This window comes from Pseudomonas sp. SK2 (assembly GCF_016772395.1).
Taxonomy (GTDB): Bacteria; Pseudomonadota; Gammaproteobacteria; order Pseudomonadales; family Pseudomonadaceae; genus Aquipseudomonas; species Aquipseudomonas taiwanensis.
In genome coordinates this window covers 4,323,272-4,344,550 of record NZ_CP061944.1, presented here as the reverse complement: position 1 = coordinate 4,344,550, position 21,279 = coordinate 4,323,272, and the positions used below count along the sequence as shown (strand labels likewise).

Annotated in this window: 18 protein-coding genes; 11 read left to right on the top strand and 7 right to left on the bottom strand. The window is 63.2% G+C overall.

Features of this window, described 5'->3' with window-relative positions:
- Positions 1–141: 141 nt before the first annotated feature.
- Positions 142–1,083 (top strand): AEC family transporter, encoded by a 942-nt coding sequence (locus IF103_RS19545; protein ID WP_023382169.1) that lies wholly within the window; start codon positions 142–144, stop codon positions 1,081–1,083.
- Between the two features lie 54 nt (positions 1,084–1,137).
- Positions 1,138–2,496, top strand: a complete 1,359-nt coding sequence (locus IF103_RS19540; RefSeq protein WP_023382168.1) for an amino acid permease — start codon at positions 1,138–1,140, stop codon at positions 2,494–2,496.
- Between the two features lie 70 nt (positions 2,497–2,566).
- Here the strand turns inward: IF103_RS19540 and IF103_RS19535 are convergent, their stop codons facing one another.
- From IF103_RS19535 to gatC, 6 genes are all read right to left on the bottom strand, one after another.
- Positions 2,567–2,938 carry a carboxymuconolactone decarboxylase family protein gene (locus IF103_RS19535; RefSeq protein ID WP_202675599.1) on the bottom strand — a complete coding sequence of 124 codons (372 nt, stop codon included), beginning with the start codon at positions 2,936–2,938 and terminating at the stop codon, positions 2,567–2,569.
- 10 nt (positions 2,939–2,948) lie between these two features.
- Positions 2,949–3,992 (bottom strand): calcium/sodium antiporter, encoded by a 1,044-nt coding sequence (locus tag IF103_RS19530; protein WP_027906590.1) that lies wholly within the window; start codon positions 3,990–3,992, stop codon positions 2,949–2,951.
- A gap of 61 nt (positions 3,993–4,053) precedes the next feature.
- Positions 4,054–4,428 carry a septal ring lytic transglycosylase RlpA family protein gene (locus IF103_RS19525; protein WP_023382165.1) on the bottom strand — a complete coding sequence of 125 codons (375 nt, stop codon included), beginning with the start codon at positions 4,426–4,428 and terminating at the stop codon, positions 4,054–4,056.
- Positions 4,429–4,566: 138 nt separating this feature from the next.
- Positions 4,567–6,012: an Asp-tRNA(Asn)/Glu-tRNA(Gln) amidotransferase subunit GatB gene (gatB, locus tag IF103_RS19520; RefSeq protein ID WP_023382164.1), complete on the bottom strand. Its 1,446-nt coding sequence runs from the start codon at positions 6,010–6,012 to the stop codon at positions 4,567–4,569.
- Between the two features lie 11 nt (positions 6,013–6,023).
- Entirely contained in the window at positions 6,024–7,475 is a 1,452-nt protein-coding gene (gene gatA, locus IF103_RS19515; RefSeq protein WP_023382163.1) for an Asp-tRNA(Asn)/Glu-tRNA(Gln) amidotransferase subunit GatA, read from the bottom strand.
- Between the two features lie 15 nt (positions 7,476–7,490).
- Complete coding sequence (gene gatC, locus IF103_RS19510) at positions 7,491–7,778, bottom strand: Asp-tRNA(Asn)/Glu-tRNA(Gln) amidotransferase subunit GatC (RefSeq protein WP_023382162.1); 288 nt, start codon at positions 7,776–7,778, stop codon at positions 7,491–7,493.
- 203 nt (positions 7,779–7,981) lie between these two features.
- Between gatC and mreB the strand changes: the two genes are divergently transcribed.
- The 8 genes from mreB to tldD all read left to right on the top strand — a co-directional run bounded on the left by mreB (position 7,982) and on the right by tldD (position 19,092).
- Positions 7,982–9,019: a rod shape-determining protein MreB gene (mreB, locus tag IF103_RS19505; RefSeq protein ID WP_003255163.1), complete on the top strand. Its 1,038-nt coding sequence runs from the start codon at positions 7,982–7,984 to the stop codon at positions 9,017–9,019.
- A 196-nt stretch (positions 9,020–9,215) separates the two neighbouring features.
- Positions 9,216–10,241 (top strand): rod shape-determining protein MreC, encoded by a 1,026-nt coding sequence (mreC, locus tag IF103_RS19500; protein WP_252189413.1) that lies wholly within the window; start codon positions 9,216–9,218, stop codon positions 10,239–10,241.
- Complete coding sequence (gene mreD / locus IF103_RS19495) at positions 10,241–10,729, top strand: rod shape-determining protein MreD (RefSeq protein WP_202675597.1); 489 nt, start codon at positions 10,241–10,243, stop codon at positions 10,727–10,729. Before mreC ends, mreD begins: the two co-directional genes overlap by 1 nt.
- A 33-nt stretch (positions 10,730–10,762) precedes the next feature.
- Positions 10,763–11,374, top strand: coding sequence for a Maf family protein (locus IF103_RS19490; protein ID WP_023382159.1), 612 nt, complete (start codon positions 10,763–10,765; stop codon positions 11,372–11,374).
- Positions 11,375–11,428: 54 nt separating this feature from the next.
- Positions 11,429–12,886 carry a ribonuclease G gene (gene rng / locus IF103_RS19485; RefSeq protein ID WP_023382158.1) on the top strand — a complete coding sequence of 486 codons (1,458 nt, stop codon included), beginning with the start codon at positions 11,429–11,431 and terminating at the stop codon, positions 12,884–12,886.
- 82 nt (positions 12,887–12,968) lie between these two features.
- Positions 12,969–16,784, top strand: a complete 3,816-nt coding sequence (locus IF103_RS19480) for a YhdP family protein (RefSeq protein WP_202675596.1) — start codon at positions 12,969–12,971, stop codon at positions 16,782–16,784.
- 14 nt (positions 16,785–16,798) lie between these two features.
- On the top strand, positions 16,799–17,650 hold the full coding sequence (locus IF103_RS19475) for a carbon-nitrogen hydrolase family protein (protein ID WP_027906587.1): 852 nt from the start codon (positions 16,799–16,801) through the stop codon (positions 17,648–17,650).
- A gap of 2 nt (positions 17,651–17,652) precedes the next feature.
- Complete coding sequence (tldD, locus tag IF103_RS19470) at positions 17,653–19,092, top strand: metalloprotease TldD (RefSeq protein WP_027906586.1); 1,440 nt, start codon at positions 17,653–17,655, stop codon at positions 19,090–19,092.
- Positions 19,093–19,183: 91 nt separating this feature from the next.
- On the opposite strand, the gene yjgA is transcribed toward tldD, so the two are convergent.
- The gene (yjgA, locus tag IF103_RS19465) at positions 19,184–19,705 is read right to left on the bottom strand and encodes a ribosome biogenesis factor YjgA (RefSeq protein ID WP_023382154.1); all 522 of its coding nucleotides are present in this window, start codon (positions 19,703–19,705) and stop codon (positions 19,184–19,186) included.
- 108 nt (positions 19,706–19,813) lie between these two features.
- Between yjgA and pmbA the strand changes: the two genes are divergently transcribed.
- Positions 19,814–21,160, top strand: a complete 1,347-nt coding sequence (gene pmbA, locus IF103_RS19460; protein WP_023382153.1) for a metalloprotease PmbA — start codon at positions 19,814–19,816, stop codon at positions 21,158–21,160.
- The last annotated feature ends 119 nt before the right edge of the window (positions 21,161–21,279 follow it).

Below are 21,279 nucleotides of genomic sequence, written 5' to 3'. Positions count from 1 at the left end.
ATCCCTGTGAAGCGGGTTTGCCCGCGAGGAGGCCAGCAAAGGCAGAAACGTCCGCGATAGTCCTCCACGATCCCCGCATTTCCTGACGCGTTGGCGTATCATTAGCCACCTAACGGCAACTCCCATCAGGATCGCTTGCGCATGCTCGCCCTTCTTATCCAGACGCTGAACATCACGGCCCCGGTGTTCGCCATGTTGTTCATGGGCGTGTTGCTCAAACGCATTCACCTGATCGACGACAACTTCAATCGCGTCGCCTCGCAGTTGGTGTTCAACGTCTGCATGCCGGCGTTGCTGTTCCTGGGTATCTACCACGCCGACCTGGCTTCGGCAGTCAAACCTGGAGTCATCCTCTATTTCATCGTCGCCACGCTGGTCGGTTTCGCCTTGGCCTGGGGCATGGCGATCTGGCGTAGCCCGCTGGCCGACCGGGGCATCTATACCCAAGGGGCATTTCGTGGCAACAACGGGGTCATTGGCCTGGCCCTGGCGGCCAGTCTCTACGGTGACTACGGCATCTCGCTGGGGGCGGTGCTCGCGGGGCTGGTCATCCTCATGTACAACTCGCTGTCGGCGGTGGTGCTGGCGGTGTACAGCCCCGACCTGAAGTCCGACCCCTGGAGCATTTGCAAGAGCATCTTCAGCAACCCGTTGATCATCAGCGTGCTGGTGGCCACTCCCATGGCGTACGGGCAAGTACCGCTGCCTAACTGGCTTTTGACTTCGGGTGATTACCTGGCGCAGATGACCCTGCCGCTGGCGCTCATCTGTATCGGCGGTACCCTGTCGCTGGCGGCCCTGCGTGACAGCGGCAGGCTGGCGATCGACGCCAGCCTGGTGAAGATGCTCTGGCTGCCGTTGATCGGCACCTTGGGTGCCTGGTTGTGCGGGTTCCGTGGGGCCGAGCTGGGCATCCTGTTCCTGTACATCGGCAGCCCGACCGCTGCGGCCAGTTATGTCATGGCCCGGGCGGCCAACGGCAATCATGAGCTGGCGGCTTCTATCATCGTGATCACCACACTAATGGCGGCGATTACCACCAACATTGGCATTTTCATCTTGCAGTGGGGCGGATGGATCTAGATCCTTGACTGCAAACAACTCCAACAACACGGCCTCCTGACTAAAGGACACTTCATGCAAGACCAGAGCACGCCCGAGCGGTTACAGCGCGGGCTGAAGAATCGCCATATCCAGTTGATCGCGCTGGGCGGGGCCATCGGCACCGGGCTGTTCCTGGGCATTGCCCAAACCATCCAGCTGGCCGGCCCGTCCGTGCTGCTGGGCTACGCCATTGCCGGCCTCATGGCCTTCTTCATCATGCGCCAGCTCGGCGAGATGGTGGTCGAAGAGCCGGTCGCCGGCAGCTTCAGCCATTTCGCCCACCAGTACTGGAGCGAGTTCGCAGGTTTCGTATCGGGCTGGAACTACTGGGTGGTGTACGTGCTGGTAGGCATGGCCGAGCTGACGGCCGTGGGCATCTACGTGCAGTACTGGTGGCCGGATTTTCCCACCTGGGCCACGGCGGCGATCTTCTTCGTGGCGATCAACGCCATCAACCTGACCCAGGTTAAGGTCTATGGTGAGCTGGAGTTCTGGTTCGCGCTGGTCAAGGTGGTAGCCATCGTCAGCATGATCGGCTTTGGTGCCTGGCTGTTGAGCAGTGGCCACGGCGGGCCGGACGCCAGCGTGGCCAACCTGTGGCAGTACGGTGGTTTCTTCCCCAACGGCGTGACTGGCTTGATCATGGCCTTGGCGGTGATCATGTTCTCCTTCGGTGGCCTGGAGCTGGTGGGTATTACCGCCGCCGAAGCAGACAACCCACGCCAGAGCATCCCCAAGGCGACCAACCAGGTGGTGTACCGCATCCTGATTTTCTACATCGGTGCACTGGCAGTGTTGCTGTCGCTGTACCCGTGGCAGAAGGTCGTGCAGGGCGGCAGCCCGTTCGTGATGATCTTCCACGAGCTGGACAGCGATCTGGTCGCGACCATCCTCAATATCGTGGTGCTGACGGCTGCACTGTCGGTCTACAACAGCTGTGTGTACGCCAACAGCCGCATGCTGTTCGGCCTGGCCAGCCAGGGTGATGCGCCGCGGCAGCTGCTCAAGGTCAGCCGTCGTGGCGTGCCGCTGACGGCGCTGGGTGTGTCGGCGTTCGCCACCGGCATGTGCGTGCTGATCAACTACCTGATGCCAGGTGAAGCCTTCGGTCTGTTGATGGCCCTGGCGGTGTCGGCCTTGGTGATCAACTGGGCCAGCATCAGCATTACCCACCTGAAGTTCCGCAAAGCCAAGCTGGCGGCGGGTATCAACCCGTTCTACCGCAGCTGGGGTCACCCGGTGACCAACTACCTGTGCCTGGCGTTCATCGTGCTGATTCTGGTGGTGATGTACCTGACCCCGCCGATTCGTATCTCGGTGTTGTTGATTCCGGCGTGGATCGCTGTGTTGTGGGTGGCCTTCAAGATGAAGAAGGCGCGCCAAGCCAAGTAAGACGGTCTGGCGTTATCGCCGGCACGTCGGCTCCTGCACGTTGGGAGCCGGCGTGACGGCGATATATCGTTCAACCCTGGTGGGTGTCGATTACTTCCTGGGCTGCCCTGAAGGCATCGATCGCCGCGGGTACTCCGGCATACACTGCGCAATGCAGCAACGCCTCGCGGATCTCCTCCACCGTACAGCCATTGTTCAAGGCCCCGCGCACATGCCCCTTGAGCTCTTGCGGGCACTTGAGTGCCGTCAGGGTCGCCAGGGTGATCAGGCTGCGGGTCTTCAACGGCAACCCATCGCGAGCCCAGACACTGCCCCAGGCGTGTTGGTTGACGAAGTCCTGCAGCGGTTGGGTAAAGTCGGTGGCGTTGTTCAGGGCGCGGTCGACGAATGCATCCCCCATCACCTGGCGGCGAATCTGTTCGCCGGAGTTGTGTTCGGCCATGTTGTTTTCCTTAGTGTTGGCGACGCCAGGCGCGCAACGTGGTGTACAGCAGCACCACGCCCAGCACCGGCAAGACATAGAACAGCATCAGCCGTTCCAGGCGACCGGCCAGTGGCATGCCTGTGGTGAATGCCACCACGTGCAGGCCATAGGCCAGGTACAGGCACAGGAACACCAGGCCCTCGGCGCGGGTGATCCGGTAGCCGGAATAGAACACCGGCAGACTCAGGGCTGCGACGCCCAGCATCACGGGCAGGTCGAAGGCCAGGGCGTTGGGCGAGATCGAAAGCGGCTCGGGGGCAATCGTCGCGGTCAGGCCGAGCACCGCGAGCAGGTTGAACAGATTGCTGCCGACGACCGTGCCCACGGCGATTTCCCGTTCGCCGCGCAAGGCGGCGATCATTGCGGTGGCCAGTTCTGGCAGGGAGGTGCACACGGCCACCACGGTGAGCCCGATGATGCGTTCGGACAGTCCCAGGTCGGTGGCGACTTCGACGGCAGCTTCCAGCATCAAGTGGCCGGCCAGGCTCAGTAGGCCCAGGCCCAACAGGATCTGCAGCGTCACGGTAAACCAGAAGCGCCGGGTGCTGATCGTGGCAACGCTGGGCGCGGGGTAGGTGCGGGCATAGTGGCGGGACTGGTGCCAGAGCATGGCCAGGTAGCCCGCCAGGCCGAAGAGCAACAGGCCCCCTTCCAGGCGGCCTAGGTAACCATTGGCTGCAAGCGCGTAGACCAAGGCGCTGGCGGCGATCATCAGCGGAATGTCCAGGCGCACCAGTTGGCGTGATACCCGCAAGGGGATGATCAGTGCCGCCAGGCCAAGAATGACCAGCACGTTGAAAATGTTGCTGCCGATCACGCTGCCCACGGCGACGTCCGGGGCGCCCTGATAGGCAGCTTGCAGGCTCACCGTCAGTTGCGGTGCGGTGCTGCCGAAAGCCACCAGGCTCAAGCCGATGATCAGCGGCCGCACATGCAGGCGTTGGGCCAGGCGCAGGGCGGCGCGCACCATCAGTTCGGCACCGCCGATCAGCAATAGCAGGGCCAGGCCCAGTTGCAGCAGGCTGAAGGTGGGGAGGGTGGCCAGGTCGAAAATGGTCGAGGCTCCAGTCGAGTCAGTCGCTCAGACCTTGTACCCGGACTCGCGCCGTTCCGCTACGGAGCATGCCGATTTTTTCTGCGGCGGCACGTGAAAGGTCGATCAGGCGGCCGCGCGTGTGCGGGCCACGGTCGTTGATTCGCACAACCACACTGCGTTGGTTGGCCAGGTTGGTGACCAGAACGCGGCTGCCGAAGGGCAGGCTACGGTGGGCGGCGGTGAGGCCATGCTGGTTGAAAGGTTCGCCGCTGGCGGTGCGCTTGCCGTGGTGGCGAGCGCCGTAATAGGAGGCGGTGCCGGTCTTATCGTAACCGCTGGGGTCAATGTCGTGGCTGGCGCAGCCGGCCAGGACGGAGAAGAGAGCGAGGGTGCCGAGGGATCGTTTTAGCAAGTCGGATGCTCCGGTGCTGCATTCGCCGGTGGGTCCGCTCCCCAGGGGCGCGCTGCCCTTGAGCGTGGCGCGGTCCTGTGGGAGCGGGTTTACCTGCGAACGAGGGCCAGGCCCTCGCAGGCTACAGGGGGAAAACAATCACCCTTCGAGCTTGGCTTTGAGCAATTGGTTCACTTGCCCAGGGTTGGCCTTGCCCTTGGACGCCTTCATCGCCTGGCCGACGAAGAAGCCGAACATCTTGCCGCGCTTGGCCTCGTCGGCGGCGCGGTACTGTTCGACCTGCTCGGCATTGGCTGCCAGCATCTCGTCGAGCATCTTGTCGATAGCGCCGGTGTCGGTGACCTGCTTGAGGCCTTTGCTCTCGATGATGGCATCGGCATCGCCTTCACCGGCGGCCATCGCTTCGAACACAGTCTTGGCGATCTTGCCGCTGATGGTGTTGTCGCGAATACGCAGCAGCATGCCACCCAGTTGCGCGGCGCTGACCGGGGACTGGTCGATTTCCACGCCAAGCTTGTTCAGCAGGCTGCCCAGCTCGACCATGACCCAGTTGGCGGCCAGCTTGGCATCGCCACCAACGCGTGCCACTTCTTCGAAGTAGTCGGCTTGCTCACGGCTGGAGGCCAGCACGTTGGCATCGTACGCAGACAGGCCGTATTGGCTCTGGAAGCGCTCGACCTTTTGCTGTGGCAGTTCCGGCAGGCCGGCGCGAACGGTTTCCAGGAAACTGTCCTCGATGACCACTGGCAGCAGGTCTGGGTCGGGGAAGTAACGGTAGTCGTTGGCTTCCTCCTTGCTGCGCATGGAGCGGGTCTCGTCCTTGTTCGGGTCGTACAGGCGAGTTTCCTGGACCACCTTGCCGCCGTCCTCGATCAGGTCGATCTGGCGCTGGATCTCGCTGTTGATCGCGCGTTCGATGAAGCGGAACGAGTTGACGTTCTTGATCTCGCAGCGGGTGCCGAACTCGGTCTGACCTTTCGGGCGCACCGACACGTTGCAGTCGCAGCGCAGCGAACCTTCGGCCATGTTGCCGTCGCAGATGCCCAAGTAGCGCACCAGAGCATGGATCGCCTTGACGTAGGCGACGGCTTCCTTGGCGCTGCGCATGTCTGGCTCGGAGACGATTTCCAGCAGCGGTGTGCCGGCGCGGTTCAGGTCGATGCCGGTGGAGCCGCTGAAATCTTCGTGCAGGCTCTTGCCGGCGTCTTCTTCCAGGTGCGCACGGGTAATGCCGATACGCTTGATGGTGCCGTCTTCCAGGGCGATGTCCAGGTGCCCCTTGCCGACGATCGGCAGGTCCATCTGGCTGATCTGATAACCCTTGGGCAGGTCGGGGTAGAAGTAGTTCTTGCGCGCGAACACGTTGCGCTTGCCGATCTCGGCGTCGATCGCCAGGCCGAACATGCAGGCCATGCGCACGGCTTCCTGGTTGAGCACCGGCAGTACGCCGGGCATCCCCAGGTCAACCAGGCTGGCCTGGGTGTTCGGCTCGGAACCGAAGGTGGTGGCGCTGCCGGAGAAAATCTTCGACTGGGTGGCCAGCTGGGTATGAATCTCCAGCCCGATCACAACTTCCCATTGCATGTGTCAGTTCCTCAGAAGCCGTTGGGGGCGCGGGTGTGCCAGTCGGTGACTTGCTGGTAGCGGTGCGCGACGTTGAGCAGGCGGCCTTCCTGGAAATAGGGAGCCAGCAGTTGTACGCCGACCGGCAGGCCATCGACGAAACCGGCCGGCATCGACAGGCCCGGCAGGCCCGCCAGGTTGGCGGTGATGGTGTAGACGTCCTCAAGGTAGGCGGCGACCGGGTCGTTGCTCTTGGCGCCGAGCTTCCAGGCCGGGTTCGGCGTGGTCGGGCCGAGGATCAGGTCGACGTCGTTGAACGCGGCCATGAAGTCATTCTTGATCAGGCGACGGATCTGCTGCGCCTTGACGTAGTAGGCGTCGTAGTAGCCGGCCGACAGGGCGTAGGTGCCGACCATGATGCGGCGCTGGACTTCGGCGCCGAAGCCTTCGCCACGGGAACGCTTGTACAGGTCGGTCAGGTCTTTCGGGTTCTCGCAGCGGTAGCCGAAGCGCACGCCATCGAAACGCGACAGGTTGGAGGAGGCTTCGGCCGGCGCGATCACGTAGTACGCCGGGATGGCGTGCTGCATGTTCGGCAGGCTGATTTCCTTGACCACCGCGCCGAGCTTTTCCAGCTCCTTGACGCTGGCCTGGACCAGGTCGGCGATGCGCGGGTCGAGGCCGGCACCGAAGTATTCCTTCGGCAGGCCGATGCGCAGACCTTGCAGCGAGGCGTTCAGGTTGGCGCTGTAGTCCGGCACCGGCTCTTCGATGCTGGTGGAGTCCTTGGCGTCGAAGCCGGCCATGCCTTGCAGCAGCAGGGCGCAGTCCTCGGCGGTGCGGGCCAGTGGGCCGCCCTGGTCGAGGCTCGAGGCGTAGGCGATCATGCCCCAGCGCGAAACACGGCCATAGGTCGGTTTCAGGCCGGTGAGGTTGGTCAGCGCCGCTGGCTGACGGATCGAGCCGCCGGTGTCGGTGCCGGTAGTGGCCGGCAGCAGGCGTGCGGCCACCGCTGCGGCGGAACCGCCGGACGAGCCGCCGGGAACGTGTTCAAGGTTCCATGGATTTTTCACCGGGCCGTAGTGGCTGGACTCGTTGGCCGAGCCCATGGCGAATTCGTCCATGTTGGTCTTGCCCAGGGTGACCATGCCGGCTTCGGCCAGTTTGGCGACCACGGTGGCGTCGTAGGGCGCCTTGAAGTTGTCGAGCATCTTCGAGCCGCAGCTGGTGCGGATGCCGTTGGTGCAGAACAGGTCCTTGTGGGCGATCGGTGCGCCGAGCAGGGCGCCGTTCTCGCCGGCGGCGCGACGGGCGTCGGCAGCACGGGCCTGGGTCAGGGCCAGGTCCTCGGTGACGCTGATGAAGCTGTTGATCTGCGGGTCGAGCTGCTTGATGCGCGCCAACAGGGCGCCGGTCAGCTCTTCGGAGGAAAACGACTTGTCGGCGAGTCCGCGGGCGATCTCGGCCAGGGTCAATTGATGCATGGCAGGCTCTTTCCCTTACTCGATGACTTTTGGAACCAGGTACAGACCGCTTTCGGTCGCCGGTGCGATGGCCTGATAGGCGTCGCGCTGATTGCGCTCGGTGACTTGGTCAGGGCGCAGGCGTTGGCTGGCTTCCAGTGGGTGGGCCAAGGGTTCGATGCCGCTGGTATCGACCGCTTGCATCTGGTCGACCAGCCCGAGAATACTGTTCAAGGCATCGGTAATGCGTGGCAGTTCGCCTTCATTCAGCCCCAGACGGGCCAGATGGGCGATCTTTTCCACGTCGCAGCGTTGAAGCGCCATGGGGATCTCCAGAAAAACTAAGAACGGAATGAGGTCCGTGGTGAGGAACATGTCGGCATTTTGGCGGTCATACGGCCGCGATCATCTGCTGGCTTGCTCGGAAAAACTGCCAATTTAACATATTGGCTCCTTGCCCAAAATCCCTGCCATTGTTAGAGTTTGCCGCACTTTTTTACCCACGCTTTCCCCAGGGTCACTTTCCCATGTTCAAGAAACTGCGTGGCATGTTTTCCAGCGATCTCTCCATCGACCTGGGTACTGCCAACACCCTTATTTACGTGCGTGAGCGCGGTATCGTCCTGAATGAGCCCTCGGTTGTTGCCATCCGTACCCACGGCAACCAGAAAAGCGTCGTCGCCGTCGGTACCGAAGCCAAACGCATGCTGGGCCGTACGCCTGGCAACATTGCTGCCATTCGTCCGATGAAGGACGGCGTCATCGCCGACTTCAGCGTTTGTGAAAAAATGTTGCAGTACTTCATCAACAAGGTTCACGAGAACAGCTTCCTGCAGCCCAGCCCACGCGTGCTGATCTGCGTGCCGTGCAAGTCGACCCAGGTAGAGCGCCGCGCCATTCGCGAGTCGGCCCTGGGTGCCGGTGCACGTGAGGTGTTCCTGATCGAAGAGCCGATGGCTGCCGCCATCGGTGCCGGCCTGCCGGTCGAGGAAGCCCGTGGTTCGATGGTCGTCGATATCGGTGGCGGTACCACCGAAATCGCGCTGATCTCGCTGAACGGCGTGGTCTATGCCGAGTCCGTGCGTGTGGGCGGCGACCGCTTCGACGAAGCCATCGTCACCTATGTGCGCCGCAACTACGGCAGCCTGATCGGTGAGTCCACCGCCGAGCGCATCAAGCAGGAAATCGGTACCGCCTACCCGGGTGGCGAAGTGCGTGAAGTCGACGTCCGTGGCCGCAACCTGGCCGAAGGCGTACCGCGTGCCTTCACCCTGAACTCCAACGAAGTGCTCGAGGCCCTGCAAGAGTCGCTGGCGACCATCGTCCAGGCCGTCAAGAGCGCCCTGGAGCAGTCGCCGCCCGAGCTGGCTTCCGACATCGCCGAGCGCGGCCTGGTGCTGACTGGTGGTGGCGCACTGCTGCGTGACCTCGACAAGCTGCTGGCACAGGAAACCGGCTTGCCGGTGATCGTCGCCGAGGACCCGCTGACCTGCGTTGCCCGTGGCGGCGGTCGCGCCCTGGAGATGATGGACAAGCACGCGATGGACCTGCTCTCCAGCGAGTGATTCCCACCCGCTGCTTCTGAGCGCCCGGTTTACAGGTAGCACGAGCAGTGCTACCTGTATGCGCTGGGCAGGCGTCCATCCGGGCGTCGTTTCCGTCAACCCGCAACCAGGCTGGTGCGTTGTCCCATGTCCAATGACCTCCTGAGTCGTCCACGAGGAACGGCCCATTAAACCGCTTTTCTCCAAGGGCCCCTCGTTGGGCGTTCGCCTACTGGTACTCGTAGTGCTGTCCGTCGCGCTGATGGTGGTCGACGCACGTTTCGACGTGCTCAAGCCAGTCCGCAGCCAGATGGGCCTGGTGCTGATGGAATCCTACTGGGTCACTGACCTGCCGCAGCGCCTGTGGCAAGGCGTGGCCGGCCAGTTCGGCAGCCGCACCGAACTGATCGCGGAAAACGAAAAGCTCAAGACCGAGGCCCTGCTGTTGCAGGGGCGCCTGCAAAAGCTGGCGGCCCTCACCGAGCAGAACGTGCGCCTGCGTGAGCTGCTGAACTCCTCGGCCCTGGTCAATGAAAAGGTCGAGGTGGCCGAGCTGATCGGTGTCGACCCCAACCCGTTCACCCATCGCATACTGATCAACAAGGGCGAGCGTGATGGTGTGTTTCTTGGCCAGCCGGTACTCGATGCCCGTGGCCTGATGGGCCAGGTGGTCGAACTGATGCCCTACACCTCACGGGTGCTGCTGCTGACCGACACCACCCATAGCATTCCGGTGCAGGTCAACCGCAACGGCCTGCGCGCCATCGCCAGCGGCACGGGTAACCCCGAGCGCCTGGAGTTGCGCCACGTGGCAGACACTGCCGACATCAAGGAAGGCGACTTGCTGGTCAGTTCCGGTATGGGGCAACGCTTCCCGGCCGGCTACCCGGTGGCCACGGTCAACGAAGTGATCCATGACTCGGGCCAGCCGTTCGCCATCGTGCGCGCGATTCCAACCGCCGCCCTTAACCGCAGCCGCTATATGCTGCTGGTGTTCAGCGATCGACGCAGCCCGGAGCAGCGTGCCACCGACGCCGCCATCGCCCAGGAAGAAGCCGACCGCAAGGGCGCCCCGGCCAGTGGCCAGCCAGCTGCACCCGCCGATCACGCTGCCCCGGCCAGCGGCGCCGCCCCTGCCGGCACTGCTCCCGCCGTACCGGCCACGCCAGCGCCGACCCCGACGGCCGCGCCCGCTACCCCAGCCGCCGCGCCTGCCGCGCCGGCTCAACACCGGAGACCATGATGGCAACTTCGCGCCGTAACAACGGGTGGGTGATCTGGCTGACATTCGTCATCGGTCTGCTGCTGAGCGTCTCGCCGATGCCTCAGTTCCTGGAAGTGTTCCGGCCCATGTGGCTGGCACTGCTGGTGTCGTTCTGGACCCTCATGGTGCCGAACAAGGTCGGCATGACCACGGCTTTCCTGCTCGGCCTGGCCGAGGATGTGCTCTATGGTACCTTGCTGGGGCAAAACGCCCTCATCCTGACCCTGATCACCTTCCTGGTATTGTCCCTGCAGCAACGCCTGCGCATGTTCCCCATGTGGCAGCAGAGCCTTGTGATTCTGGTGATCTTCGGTATCGCCCAATTGATCCAGCTATGGCTCAGCGCGCTCACCGGCAACCGCCTGCCGACCCTGGCGTTGGTGTGGTCGGCGGTGATCAGTGCCTTGCTATGGCCTTGGGTCAGCTTCGCCCTGCGCGACTTGCGCCGCCGATTGCACATAAACTGACGGCGATGCCGCGACTGACAGGGAGATGTCCGCATGACTCCGCTTTACCTGGCCTCGGGCTCGCCACGCCGTCGTGAACTGCTGACCCAGATCGGCGTGCCGTTCACCACGGTCAGCGCACCTGTCGATGAAACCCCACTCCCTCACGAAAGCGCCGAGGCCTATGTCGAGCGCCTGGCCCAGGCCAAGGCCAAGGCCGGTTTCGCCAGAGTAGACGGCCCGGCTGTAACCCTTGGCGCAGACACTGCGGTGGTGCTCGATGGTCGTATTCTCGGCAAACCGGAAAACCGCGAACATGCCTTGGCCATGCTGGCCGACCTGTCGGGGCGCGAACACCAGGTCCTGACTGGCATCGCCGTGAGCGATGGCCAGCGCTGCCTCAGTCTGTGCGTTTCGAGCAGCGTGCGTTTTCGCCCGATTACCGGTGATGAGGCCGAACGCTACTGGGCCAGCGGCGAACCCCTGGACAAGGCCGGTGGGTATGCCATACAGGGACTGGGCGCGGTGTTCGTCACCGCCTTGGTCGGCAGTTACTCCTCGGTCGTTGGCCTGCCGCTCGCCGAGACTTCCGATCTGCTTGCGCAATTCGGCATTGCCAGTTGGCAGGTGCCAGGGCTTTTGCCAGAGGTAACACACCCACAGTAGCCAGCCCTGCGTACGACATCCATCATTAGCCAAGACCTTTGACGAGAGCCTGCCATGAGTGAAGAGATCCTGATCAACATCACCCCGATGGAATCACGTGTGGCAGTGGTGGAGAACGGCGTGCTGCAGGAAGTGCACGTTGAGCGCACGCAACGCCGAGGCATCGTTGGCAATATCTACAAAGGCAAGGTAGTGCGCGTGCTGCCAGGCATGCAGGCGGCGTTCGTCGACATCGGCCTGGAACGGGCCGCGTTCATCCATGCTTCTGAAATTTCTCAGCGCGAAGGTTCGGCGGTCGAGAGCATCACCGCCCTGGTGCATGAAGGGCAGGCGTTGGTGGTGCAGGTGACCAAAGACCCCATCGGCACCAAGGGCGCGCGCCTGACGACCCAGTTGTCTATTCCCTCGCGCTACCTGGTGTACATGCCCCGCAGCAGTCACGTCGGTATCTCCCTGAAGATCGAGGACGAAGCCGAGCGTGACCGCCTCAAGCAGGTGGTCAGCGACTGCATGGCAAGCGAGAACATCAAGGACGCCGGGGGCTTCATCCTGCGCACAGCCGCCGAAGGCGCGCGCGCCGAGGAAATACTCCAGGACATCCGTTACCTGCGCCGGCTGTGGGAGCAGATCGGCAGCCAGATACAGACTTGCGGTGCGCCAACGGTCATCTACGAAGACCTGGGCCTGGCCCTGCGTACCTTGCGCGACCTGGTCAACCCGAAGATCGAGAAAATCCGTATCGACTCGCGGGAAACGTTCCAAAAAACCACGCAGTTCGTCGCCGAACTCATGCCAGAGATTGCCGACCGCCTTGAGCACTACCCGGGCGAGCGACCGATCTTCGACCTGTATGGCGTCGAGGATGAGATCCAGCGAGCGCTGGAGCGCAAGGTGCCGCTCAAGTCCGGTGGTTACCTGGTGGTCGACCCGGCCGAGGCGATGACCACCATCGACGTCAACACTGGCGCCTTCGTCGGTCATCGCAACCTCGAAGAGACCATCTTCAAGACCAATCTCGAAGCGGCAACCGCCATTGCCCGGCAACTGCGCCTGCGCAATATCGGCGGGATCATCATCATCGACTTCATCGACATGGAGGATGAAGAGCACCAGCGCCAGGTACTGCGTACCCTGGAAAAACAGCTCGAGCGCGACCATGCCAAGACCAACATCATCGGCATCACCGAGCTGGGACTGGTGCAGATGACCCGCAAGCGCACGCGGGAAAGCCTTGAGCAGGTGCTGTGCGAGCCCTGCATCGCCTGCCAGGGGCGGGGCAAGCTGAAAACCCCAGAGACGATCTGTTACGAAATTTTCCGTGAAATCCTGCGTGAGGCCCGTGCCTACCAGGCCGAAGGTTACCGTGTGCTGGCCAACCAGAAGGTGGTCGACCGTCTGCTCGATGAAGAATCCGGCAACGTGGCCGAGCTGGAAGCGTTCATTGGTCGAACCATTCGCTTCCAGGTCGAGTCGATGTATTCGCAGGAGCAATACGACGTGGTGCTGCTCTGACGCGTTTCGAACCCCACCCCATGCAGGTCGAGCTGGCAAAACCGCTGCCAGGGGCCATCATGGATAAACGACTTGGAGGGCCATGGCCATGGGACGTCTGACCCGCGTTCTTGTCGCCTTGACCCGCTGGGGGCTGGGCTTGTGTGCTCTGCTTGCGGTGCTGGTGGCACTGTACGTGAGCGCGGGGCGGCAACTGGTACCGCTGGTTGCCGAATACCGCGCCGATGTAGAAGCCAAGGCGGAGCAAACCTTGGGCCTGCCGGTGCACATCGGTGCGCTCGAGGGGCGTTGGAGCGGCCTGGCACCTGTATTGCGCGTGCGCGATCTACAAGTGGGCGAAGGCTCGGCGGCATTGCGCCTGGATGAGGTCAAGCTGGTGCCTGACCTCTGGGCCAGCCTGACCAGCCGTGAAGTGCAGCTGGCGCGTATTCAGCTGGGTGGCTTGCAGTTGATCCTGCGTGAGGACGCCCAGGGCAGCTGGGCGCTGGAAGGTCTGCCGAAAAAAGACGACGCCGCAATCGATCCTGCCGAGATTCTCCAGCGCATGCGCCAGCTGGGGCGCATCGATGTGTTCGACAGCCAGGTTACCCTGCACCCCTGGCAACGTGACCCGCTGACCCTGACCTATGTGAGTCTTGGCCTGAAGGCCGGTGCTTCGCGTCAGGCTCTGGACCTGCGCGCGACCCTCCCGGATGGCCAGCCCTTGGCGGTGAACCTGCGCAGCCGGGCTTCGGCCAACCAATGGCGTGACGGGCAGGTCCAGGCTTACCTGAGCCTGCCGCAGAGTGATTGGGCGCGTTGGTTGCCGCCGCGCCTGCTGGGCCAGTGGCAAGCACACACCCTGCGCTCGGGTGGCGAATTGTGGATCGACTGGAGCCAGGGTCAGTTGCAACAGGCAGTTGTACGGCTCAATGCACCCAAGCTCACGGGTGCCTATGCCGGGCGCAAATCTGCCACGTTGGATAACCTGGCGCTGACTGCCTGGTTCCAGCGCCAGGAGCAGGGCTTCGATGTGGTGGTCGATTCGTTGGCTGCCAGCATTGGCAAGACGCGATGGGAGTCGCATCTGCAAGTGCGTCATCGTGATGGCGAAGAGCCCGCACAGGAGAGCTGGCAGGTGCAGGCCGATCGGCTCGACCTGACTCCGCTCACCCCGCTGGTCGATGCCCTGGCGCCACTGCCTGAAAAACTGATGACCGTGGTCGACGCGCTGAAGGTCACCGGCGCACTGCGCAACGTACGCCTCGATATCCGGCCAAAGGTCGAGGGCGACGAGCGGCTGCAGTTCGCCGCCAATCTTGAAAAGGTAGGTTTCGACGCGTACCACGGTGCTCCTGCCGCCGGAAACGTCAGCGGCAGTATCAGCGGTAACTTGGGGCACGGTGAACTGCGACTGGATACCGATGCATTCATGCTGCATCTGTATCCGATCTTCGCCAAACCCTGGCACTACCAGAAGGCCAATGCCCGCCTTACCTGGAGCCTCGACAAGGAGGGCTTCACCCTCATCGCTCCCTACCTCAAGGTGTTGGGCGAGGAGGGCAAGATTGCCGGCGATTTCCTCATTCGACTGCTGTTCGAGGAAGGGCGCGAAGACTACATGGACCTGCGTGTCGGCCTGACCGAAGGCGACGGCCGCTATACCGCGAAGTACCTGCCCGAAGTGCTTAGTCCGGCCCTGGACGAGTGGCTGCGCACCGCCATCGTCAAGGGGACCGTGGACGAAGGTTATTTCCAGTACCAAGGGTCGCTCAACCATGGGGCAGCGCCCGAGGCGCGAAGCATCAGCCTGTTCTTCAAGGTCCGCGATGCGGCGCTGGACTTCCAGCCGGGTTGGCCGCAGGTGCAGCAGGTCGCCGGGGATGTGCTGATAGAGGACAGCGGCATTCGCATCAAGGCCAGTCAGGGTACATTGCTCGATACGAAGGTGAGCGACGTCAGTGTCGATATTCCCCATGTCGACGGCGACCAGCATAGCCATCTGTACCTGGATGGCAATTTCGACGGCAGCCTTGGCGATGGCTTGAAGATCCTCAAGGAAGCGCCGATCGGCACAGGTGAGATATTCGCCGGCTGGGAAGGAGAGGGGCCGCTCAAGGGCAAGGTCAAGCTCGACATCCCCTTGGTCCGCGGTGATCGGCCCAACGTGCAGGTGGACTTCGCTACCGCCGATGCGCAACTCAAGGTGGCACCGCCGAGCCTTGACCTGAGCCAATTGAAGGGCGACTTCAGTTTTGACCTGGACAAGGGCCTGAGCGGCAAGGACATCAGCCTGCAAGCATTCGGCAAACCGGTGTCCGCGCAGATCGTCGCCGAAGGCAAGCCAGGGCAGATGCAGACCCGGATCAATGCCACTGGCCAGGTGGCGCTCAAGTCCCTGACTGACTGGTTGCAGTTCAAGCAGGCGCTGCCTGCTTCGGGTGATGTGCCTTACCGACTGCAGGTCAATCTGGGCAGCCGCGACAACAGCCTGAGTGTCAACTCGTCGCTCAAAGGGCTGGCGATAGACCTGCCGGCACCGTTCGGCAAGGCCGCGTCCGAAACCCGTGACAGCCGTTTCAGCATGGGCCTGCAAGGCGCAGAGCGTCGCTTCGATGCAGGCTACGCGGACCTTGCGCGTTTTGCCTACGCCGCGCCTGCCGACAAGCTGACCCAAGGGCGCGGTGAGTTGTTGCTCGGCACGGGCGACGCGCAGGTACCGGCCAGCCCGGGTTTGCGTGTGCGCGGACGCCTGGAGTCCCTGGACCTGGCGCCCTGGCAGGAACAGATGAACCGACTGGCTGGCGATGACCCGAGCGGCAATGCCCGGCAGAACCTGCAGAGCGTCGACCTGAGCATCGGCCAGCTCAAGGCGTTCGGCATGGACTTGAACCAGGCCGTGGTTCGCCTGGCTCGCGGCGGCCCAGCATGGGATCTGCGTCTGGACAGCAAGGAAGTCATCGGTAACGCAAGGGTTCCGGATGCCAAGGCCGCGCCCATGACCGTCCGCCTGCAGACCTTGCGTCTGCCCGCGGCCGACCCGGCTCAGGTCCAGGCCGAAGATGGACCCGACCCCTTGGCCACCTTCGACCCTCGCAAGGTCCCGGCGCTGGACCTGACCATCGACAAGCTCTACCGGGGTGATGACTTCTACGGCAATGCGGCGGTCAAGCTGCGCCCGACCGCCCGTGGGGTGTCGGCCAGTGATATCGACCTCGATTTCAAAGGGCTGCGCATTGATGGCAGTGGCGGCTGGGAAGGCCTGCCGGGGGCCAGCAGCAGCTGGTACAAAGGTCGCCTCGATGGCAAGAACCTGGCTGATGTCCTCAAGGCCTGGGGCTTCGCGCCTACGGTCACCAGCCGCGATTTCCGCCTGGATGTCGATGGCCGTTGGCCTGGCTCACCGGCCTGGGTTGGCCTCAAGCGTTTCTCGGGGAGCATGGACGCGGCGTTGCGCACCGGCCAGTTCGTCGAGGTGGAAGGCAGTGCCCAGGCCCTGCGCGTGTTCGGCCTGCTCAACTTCAACTCCATCGGCCGTCGCTTGCGCCTGGACTTCTCCGATCTGTTCGACAAAGGCTTGGCCTATGACCGGGTCAAAGGCTTGTTGGTGGCAAGTGATGGTGTCTATGTAACTCGCGAGCCGATCACGGTGACCGGGCCGTCGAGCAACTTCGAGCTCGACGGTACGCTGGACATGGTTCGTGACCGTGTCGATGCCAACTTGCAAGTGACGTTGCCAGTGACCAACAACCTGCCCTTGGCCGCCCTGATTGTCGGTGCGCCAGCGGTTGGCGGGGCGTTGTTCCTGGTCGATCGGTTGATCGGTGACCGCGTGTCGCGTTTTGCCAGCGTGCACTACCGCGTCGAGGGGCCGTGGAAAGAGCCTAGAATCACATTTGTGAAACCCTTCAACAAATAGCGTCGGGAGTGCCCATGAAGGCAGCGGTGATCCAGATGGTCAGCCAGGACGATGTACTGGCCAACCTGCAACGTGCTGGCGCACTGCTTGAGCAGGCAGCCTTCGGTGGCGCCAGGCTCGCTGTCCTGCCGGAAAACTTCGCGGCCATGGGGCGCAAGGATGCGGCGGCCATCGGACGGGCGGAGGCTCTGGGTGACGGGCCGATCCTGCCATGGTTGAAACGTACCGCCCGCGACCTCAAGTTATGGATAGTCGCCGGTACCTTGCCGTTGCCTCCCGCCGGTCAACCCGATGCCAAGGCGCATGCCTGCTCGCTGTTGGTCGATGAGCAGGGTGAGGTGGTGGCGCGTTACGACAAGCTACACCTGTTCGATGTCGACGTGGCCGACAACCGAGGCCGTTACCGCGAGTCTGACGACTATGCGCACGGGGCTCGGGTGGTGGTGGCCGATACCCCGGTCGGCCGTGTGGGGCTGAGCGTATGCTATGACTTGCGCTTTCCCGAGCTGTACAGCGCTTTACGCGCTGCCGGCGCGGAGCTGATCACGGCGCCGGCTGCCTTCACCGCAGTCACCGGGGCAGCCCATTGGGAAGTGCTGATTCGTGCACGGGCCATCGAGACCCAGTGCTACGTGCTGGCCGCCGCACAGGGCGGCATCCATCCAGGGCCACGGGAAACCCATGGCCAGGCGGCGATCGTCGACCCTTGGGGGAGGATCGTCGCCGAACAGGCGCGAGGCGAGGCAGTCCTGCTGGCCGAGCGCGATATTGATGAACAAGCGTCCATCCGGGCGCGCATGCCGGTTGCGTTGCACCGGCGCTTTTTCTCGCAGGACGCCTTGCGGCCTGCGCACACCTCGGAGTGACTATGAGCCAGATGTTATCCACCGTCAGCGAGCAGCTCCTGGCACCGGGCGGCCTGAGCCTGGACAGCCTGCAGTCTGTCCTTGGCGAGTTGGCAGGCCCCGGTATCGACGCCGCCGACCTGTATTTCCAAGGTCAGATTTCGGAAACCTGGGCACTGGAGGACGGCATCGTCAAGGAAGGCAGCTTCAACCTTGACCAAGGGGTGGGCGTGCGCGCCCAGTCCGGTGAGAAAACCGGCTTTGCCTACAGCAATGCGATCAACCTTGAAGCCCTGAACTCGGCGGCCCGTGCCGCCCGTTCGATTTCCCGCGCCGGGCAGAACGGCAAGGTACAGGCCTTCCGCAGCCAGGCTGTGCCGGCACTGTATTCACCGGACAATCCGTTGGATGTGCTGACGCGCGCAGAAAAGGTCGACCTGCTCAAGCGTGTCGACGCCGCCACCCGCGCCCTGGACCCGCGTATCCAGCAGGTCAGCGTGAGCATGGCCGGCGTCTGGGAGCGGATTCTGATCGCCGCAGCGGACGGTAGCCTGGCGGCTGACGTGCGTCCGCTTGTGCGCTTCAACGTCAGTGTCATCGTCGAGCAGAACGGCCGTCGCGAACGCGGCGGGCAGGGCGGTGGTGGGCGTACCGACTATCGCTTCTTCACCGAGGAGCGGGTCATGGGCTATGCCCGCGAGGCATTGCGCCAGGCGCTGGTGAACCTGGAGGCGATTCCCGCCCCGGCGGGCACCTTGCCGGTGGTACTGGGTTCCGGTTGGTCTGGCGTGCTGTTGCATGAAGCGGTCGGCCATGGCCTGGAAGGCGACTTCAACCGCAAGGGCAGTTCGGCCTTCAGCGGTCGTCTCGGCGAGAAAGTCGCGTCGAGCCTGTGCACCATCGTCGACGATGGCACCCTTGAAGGCCGCCGGGGTTCTCTGAGCGTGGATGACGAAGGCACGCCAACCGAATGCACCACGCTGATCGAGAACGGTGTGCTCAAGGGCTATATGCAAGACAAGCTCAACGCGCGCCTGATGGGCATGGCGGTGACCGGCAACGGGCGCCGGGAATCCTATGCGCACCTGCCGATGCCGCGCATGACCAACACTTACATGCGTGCTGGCGAGAGCGACCCGCAGGAGATCATCGCGTCGGTGAAAAAGGGCATCTATTGCGCCAACCTCGGCGGTGGGCAGGTGGACATCACCAGCGGCAAGTTCGTGTTCTCGACCAGCGAGGCTTACCTGATCGAAGACGGCAAGATCACCGCACCGGTCAAAGGCGCAACCCTGATTGGCAACGGCCCTGAGGCGATGAGCCGAGTGTCGATGGTAGGTAACGACCTGGCCCTGGATAGCGGTGTGGGCACCTGTGGCAAGGATGGGCAGTCGGTTCCGGTGGGGGTTGGCCAGCCGACCTTGAAGCTGGATGCGATTACCGTAGGTGGTACGGGCGCGTGAAGGATCGTGGGACCGCATCGCGGTCCTTTCGCGCTGCAAGGCCGCTCCCATGGGCTCGCACAGTAGATGCCCTGGGAGCGGTGCGTCGGACTCAACGCAGGCCGCGCTGGATCTCGTCGAGGTCGCGGATGTACTTGAACACCTTGCGTGCAGCGGCCGGCGGCTTGTTCCGCGCCTTTTCGTGCTGGGCATGACGGATCAGCGAGCGCAGTTGCTGACGGTCGGTATCGGGGTATTCGTTGACGAAGCGCTCGAGGTCTTCGTCGTTACCGTCGATCAAACGATCGCGCCAGCGCTCAAGGTTGTGGAATCGCTCGTTGTACTGGCGGGTCGAGCTGTCGATCTGTTCGAGCAAGGCGTGGATGGCGTCCAGGTCCTGCACGCGCATCAGCTTGCCGACGAACGACATGTGGCGTTTACGTGCGCCGTGCGCCGTGTGCTTGCTGGCTTCGGCCAGGGCCTTGCGCAACTCGTCGGTCAACGGCAGGCGCGCCAGTGTATCGGCCTTGAGCGTGGTTAGGCGCTCGCCGAGTTCGACCAATGCATGCAGCTCGCGCTTGATCTGGGTTTTGCTTTTTTCGCCGTCGAAGGCGTCGTCGTATGAATCAACCATGGTGGCAGTCCGCTAGAAATCGCCGCCATGATAACCAGTCGGGGGCCGCTTGTCCGGCCCGGTCGTAGAATGACCCTTGCCGAACGCAGAATTTGAGTGGAGATAACCATGAGTGCAGTCCAGAGCGTAGGCCCCAAGAACCTGCCGGCATTGCAGGAGCAGGTCGAAGCGATCATCGCCGAGGCCAAGCGGCAGGGTGCCAGTGCCTGCGAGGTGGCCGTATCGCTGGAGCAGGGGTTGTCCACCAGCGTGCGCCAGCGTGAGGTGGAGACGGTCGAGTTCAACCGCGACCAAGGCTTCGGTATCACCCTTTATGTCGGCCAGCGCAAAGGCTCGGCCAGTACCTCGGCAAGCGGCCAGGATGCGATCCGCGAGACAGTGGCAGCCGCCTTGGCAATCGCCAGGCACACCTCCGAGGACGAGTGCGCGGGCCTGGCCGACGCGGCGCTGATGGCGCGTGAGATCCCGGACCTGGACCTCTACCATGACTGGGACATCGAGCCGGAGCAAGCCATTGAGATGGCGTTGACCTGCGAAGCCGCGGCATTCGAGGCCGATCCCCGCATTCTCAATGCCGATGGCACTACCCTCAACACGCACCAAGGCTGCCGCGTGTACGGCAACAGCCATGGTTTCATCGGTGGTTACGCGTCCACTCGGCACAGTCTGAGCTGCGTGATGATTGCCGAGGGTGACGGTCAGATGCAGCGGGACTACTGGTACGACGTGAATCGCCAGGGCAACCTGCTGGCCGACCCACGTAGTATCGGCCAGCGTGCGGCCAAGCGAGCCGCCAGCCGCCTTGGTGCGCGACCGGTACCCACGTGCGAGGTGCCGGTACTGTTTTCTGCGGAGCTGGCCGGTGGCCTGTTCGGCAGCTTCCTTTCGGCCATTTCCGGGGGCAACCTGTACCGCAAGTCATCGTTCCTCGACGGTGCCTTGGGGCAGCGCCTGTTCCCTACCTGGCTGACCCTCGACGAGCGTCCGCACATTCCCCGGGCCTTGGGCAGTGCCGCGTTCGACGGCGATGGCCTGGCCACCTATGCCAAGCCGTTCGTCGAAAAAGGCGAGCTGGTGTCGTACCTGCTGGGCACCTATTCTGGTCGCAAACTGGGCCTGCCGAGCACGGCCAACGCTGGAGGCGTGCATAACCTGTACGTGACCCATGGTGTCGAGGACCAGGCCGCGTTGATCCGCCGCATGGGCCGTGGCCTGCTGGTCACCGAGCTGATGGGCCATGGGCTGAACATGGTAACTGGCGATTATTCCCGCGGCGCAGCCGGTTTCTGGGTCGAGAATGGCGAGATCCAGCACGCGGTGCAGGAAGTAACCATTGCCGGCAACATGAAGGACATGTTCCAGCAGATTGTCGCGATTGGCAGCGATCTCGAAACCCGCAGCAACATTCATACAGGGTCGGTGTTGATCGAGCGGATGACTGTGGCAGGTAGCTGATCTTTCACCTGCATCGGCCTGTTCGCGGGTTGATCCGTGAACAGGCTGTGCAAGCGGCACAGTAACCCGGCCCTATGCCGGGTTTCTTGTTTAGTCATTCCCTGCTTGAAGTGACATTG

Coding starts and splice junctions, on each gene's coding strand:
- tldD (WP_027906586.1), top strand. CDS start 17,653: ATGAGCCAGATGTTATCCACCGTCAGCGAGCAGCTCCTGGCACCGGGC.
- IF103_RS19535 (WP_202675599.1), bottom strand. CDS start 2,938: ATGGCCGAACACAACTCCGGCGAACAGATTCGCCGCCAGGTGATGGGG.
- mreB (WP_003255163.1), top strand. CDS start 7,982: ATGTTCAAGAAACTGCGTGGCATGTTTTCCAGCGATCTCTCCATCGAC.
- gatC (WP_023382162.1), bottom strand. CDS start 7,778: ATGGCGCTTCAACGCTGCGACGTGGAAAAGATCGCCCATCTGGCCCGT.
- gatB (WP_023382164.1), bottom strand. CDS start 6,012: ATGCAATGGGAAGTTGTGATCGGGCTGGAGATTCATACCCAGCTGGCC.
- rng (WP_023382158.1), top strand. CDS start 11,429: ATGAGTGAAGAGATCCTGATCAACATCACCCCGATGGAATCACGTGTG.
- gatA (WP_023382163.1), bottom strand. CDS start 7,475: ATGCATCAATTGACCCTGGCCGAGATCGCCCGCGGACTCGCCGACAAG.
- IF103_RS19545 (WP_023382169.1), top strand. CDS start 142: ATGCTCGCCCTTCTTATCCAGACGCTGAACATCACGGCCCCGGTGTTC.
- pmbA (WP_023382153.1), top strand. CDS start 19,814: ATGAGTGCAGTCCAGAGCGTAGGCCCCAAGAACCTGCCGGCATTGCAG.
- IF103_RS19475 (WP_027906587.1), top strand. CDS start 16,799: ATGAAGGCAGCGGTGATCCAGATGGTCAGCCAGGACGATGTACTGGCC.
- IF103_RS19490 (WP_023382159.1), top strand. CDS start 10,763: ATGACTCCGCTTTACCTGGCCTCGGGCTCGCCACGCCGTCGTGAACTG.
- IF103_RS19480 (WP_202675596.1), top strand. CDS start 12,969: ATGGCCATGGGACGTCTGACCCGCGTTCTTGTCGCCTTGACCCGCTGG.
- yjgA (WP_023382154.1), bottom strand. CDS start 19,705: ATGGTTGATTCATACGACGACGCCTTCGACGGCGAAAAAAGCAAAACC.
- IF103_RS19540 (WP_023382168.1), top strand. CDS start 1,138: ATGCAAGACCAGAGCACGCCCGAGCGGTTACAGCGCGGGCTGAAGAAT.
- mreD (WP_202675597.1), top strand. CDS start 10,241: ATGGCAACTTCGCGCCGTAACAACGGGTGGGTGATCTGGCTGACATTC.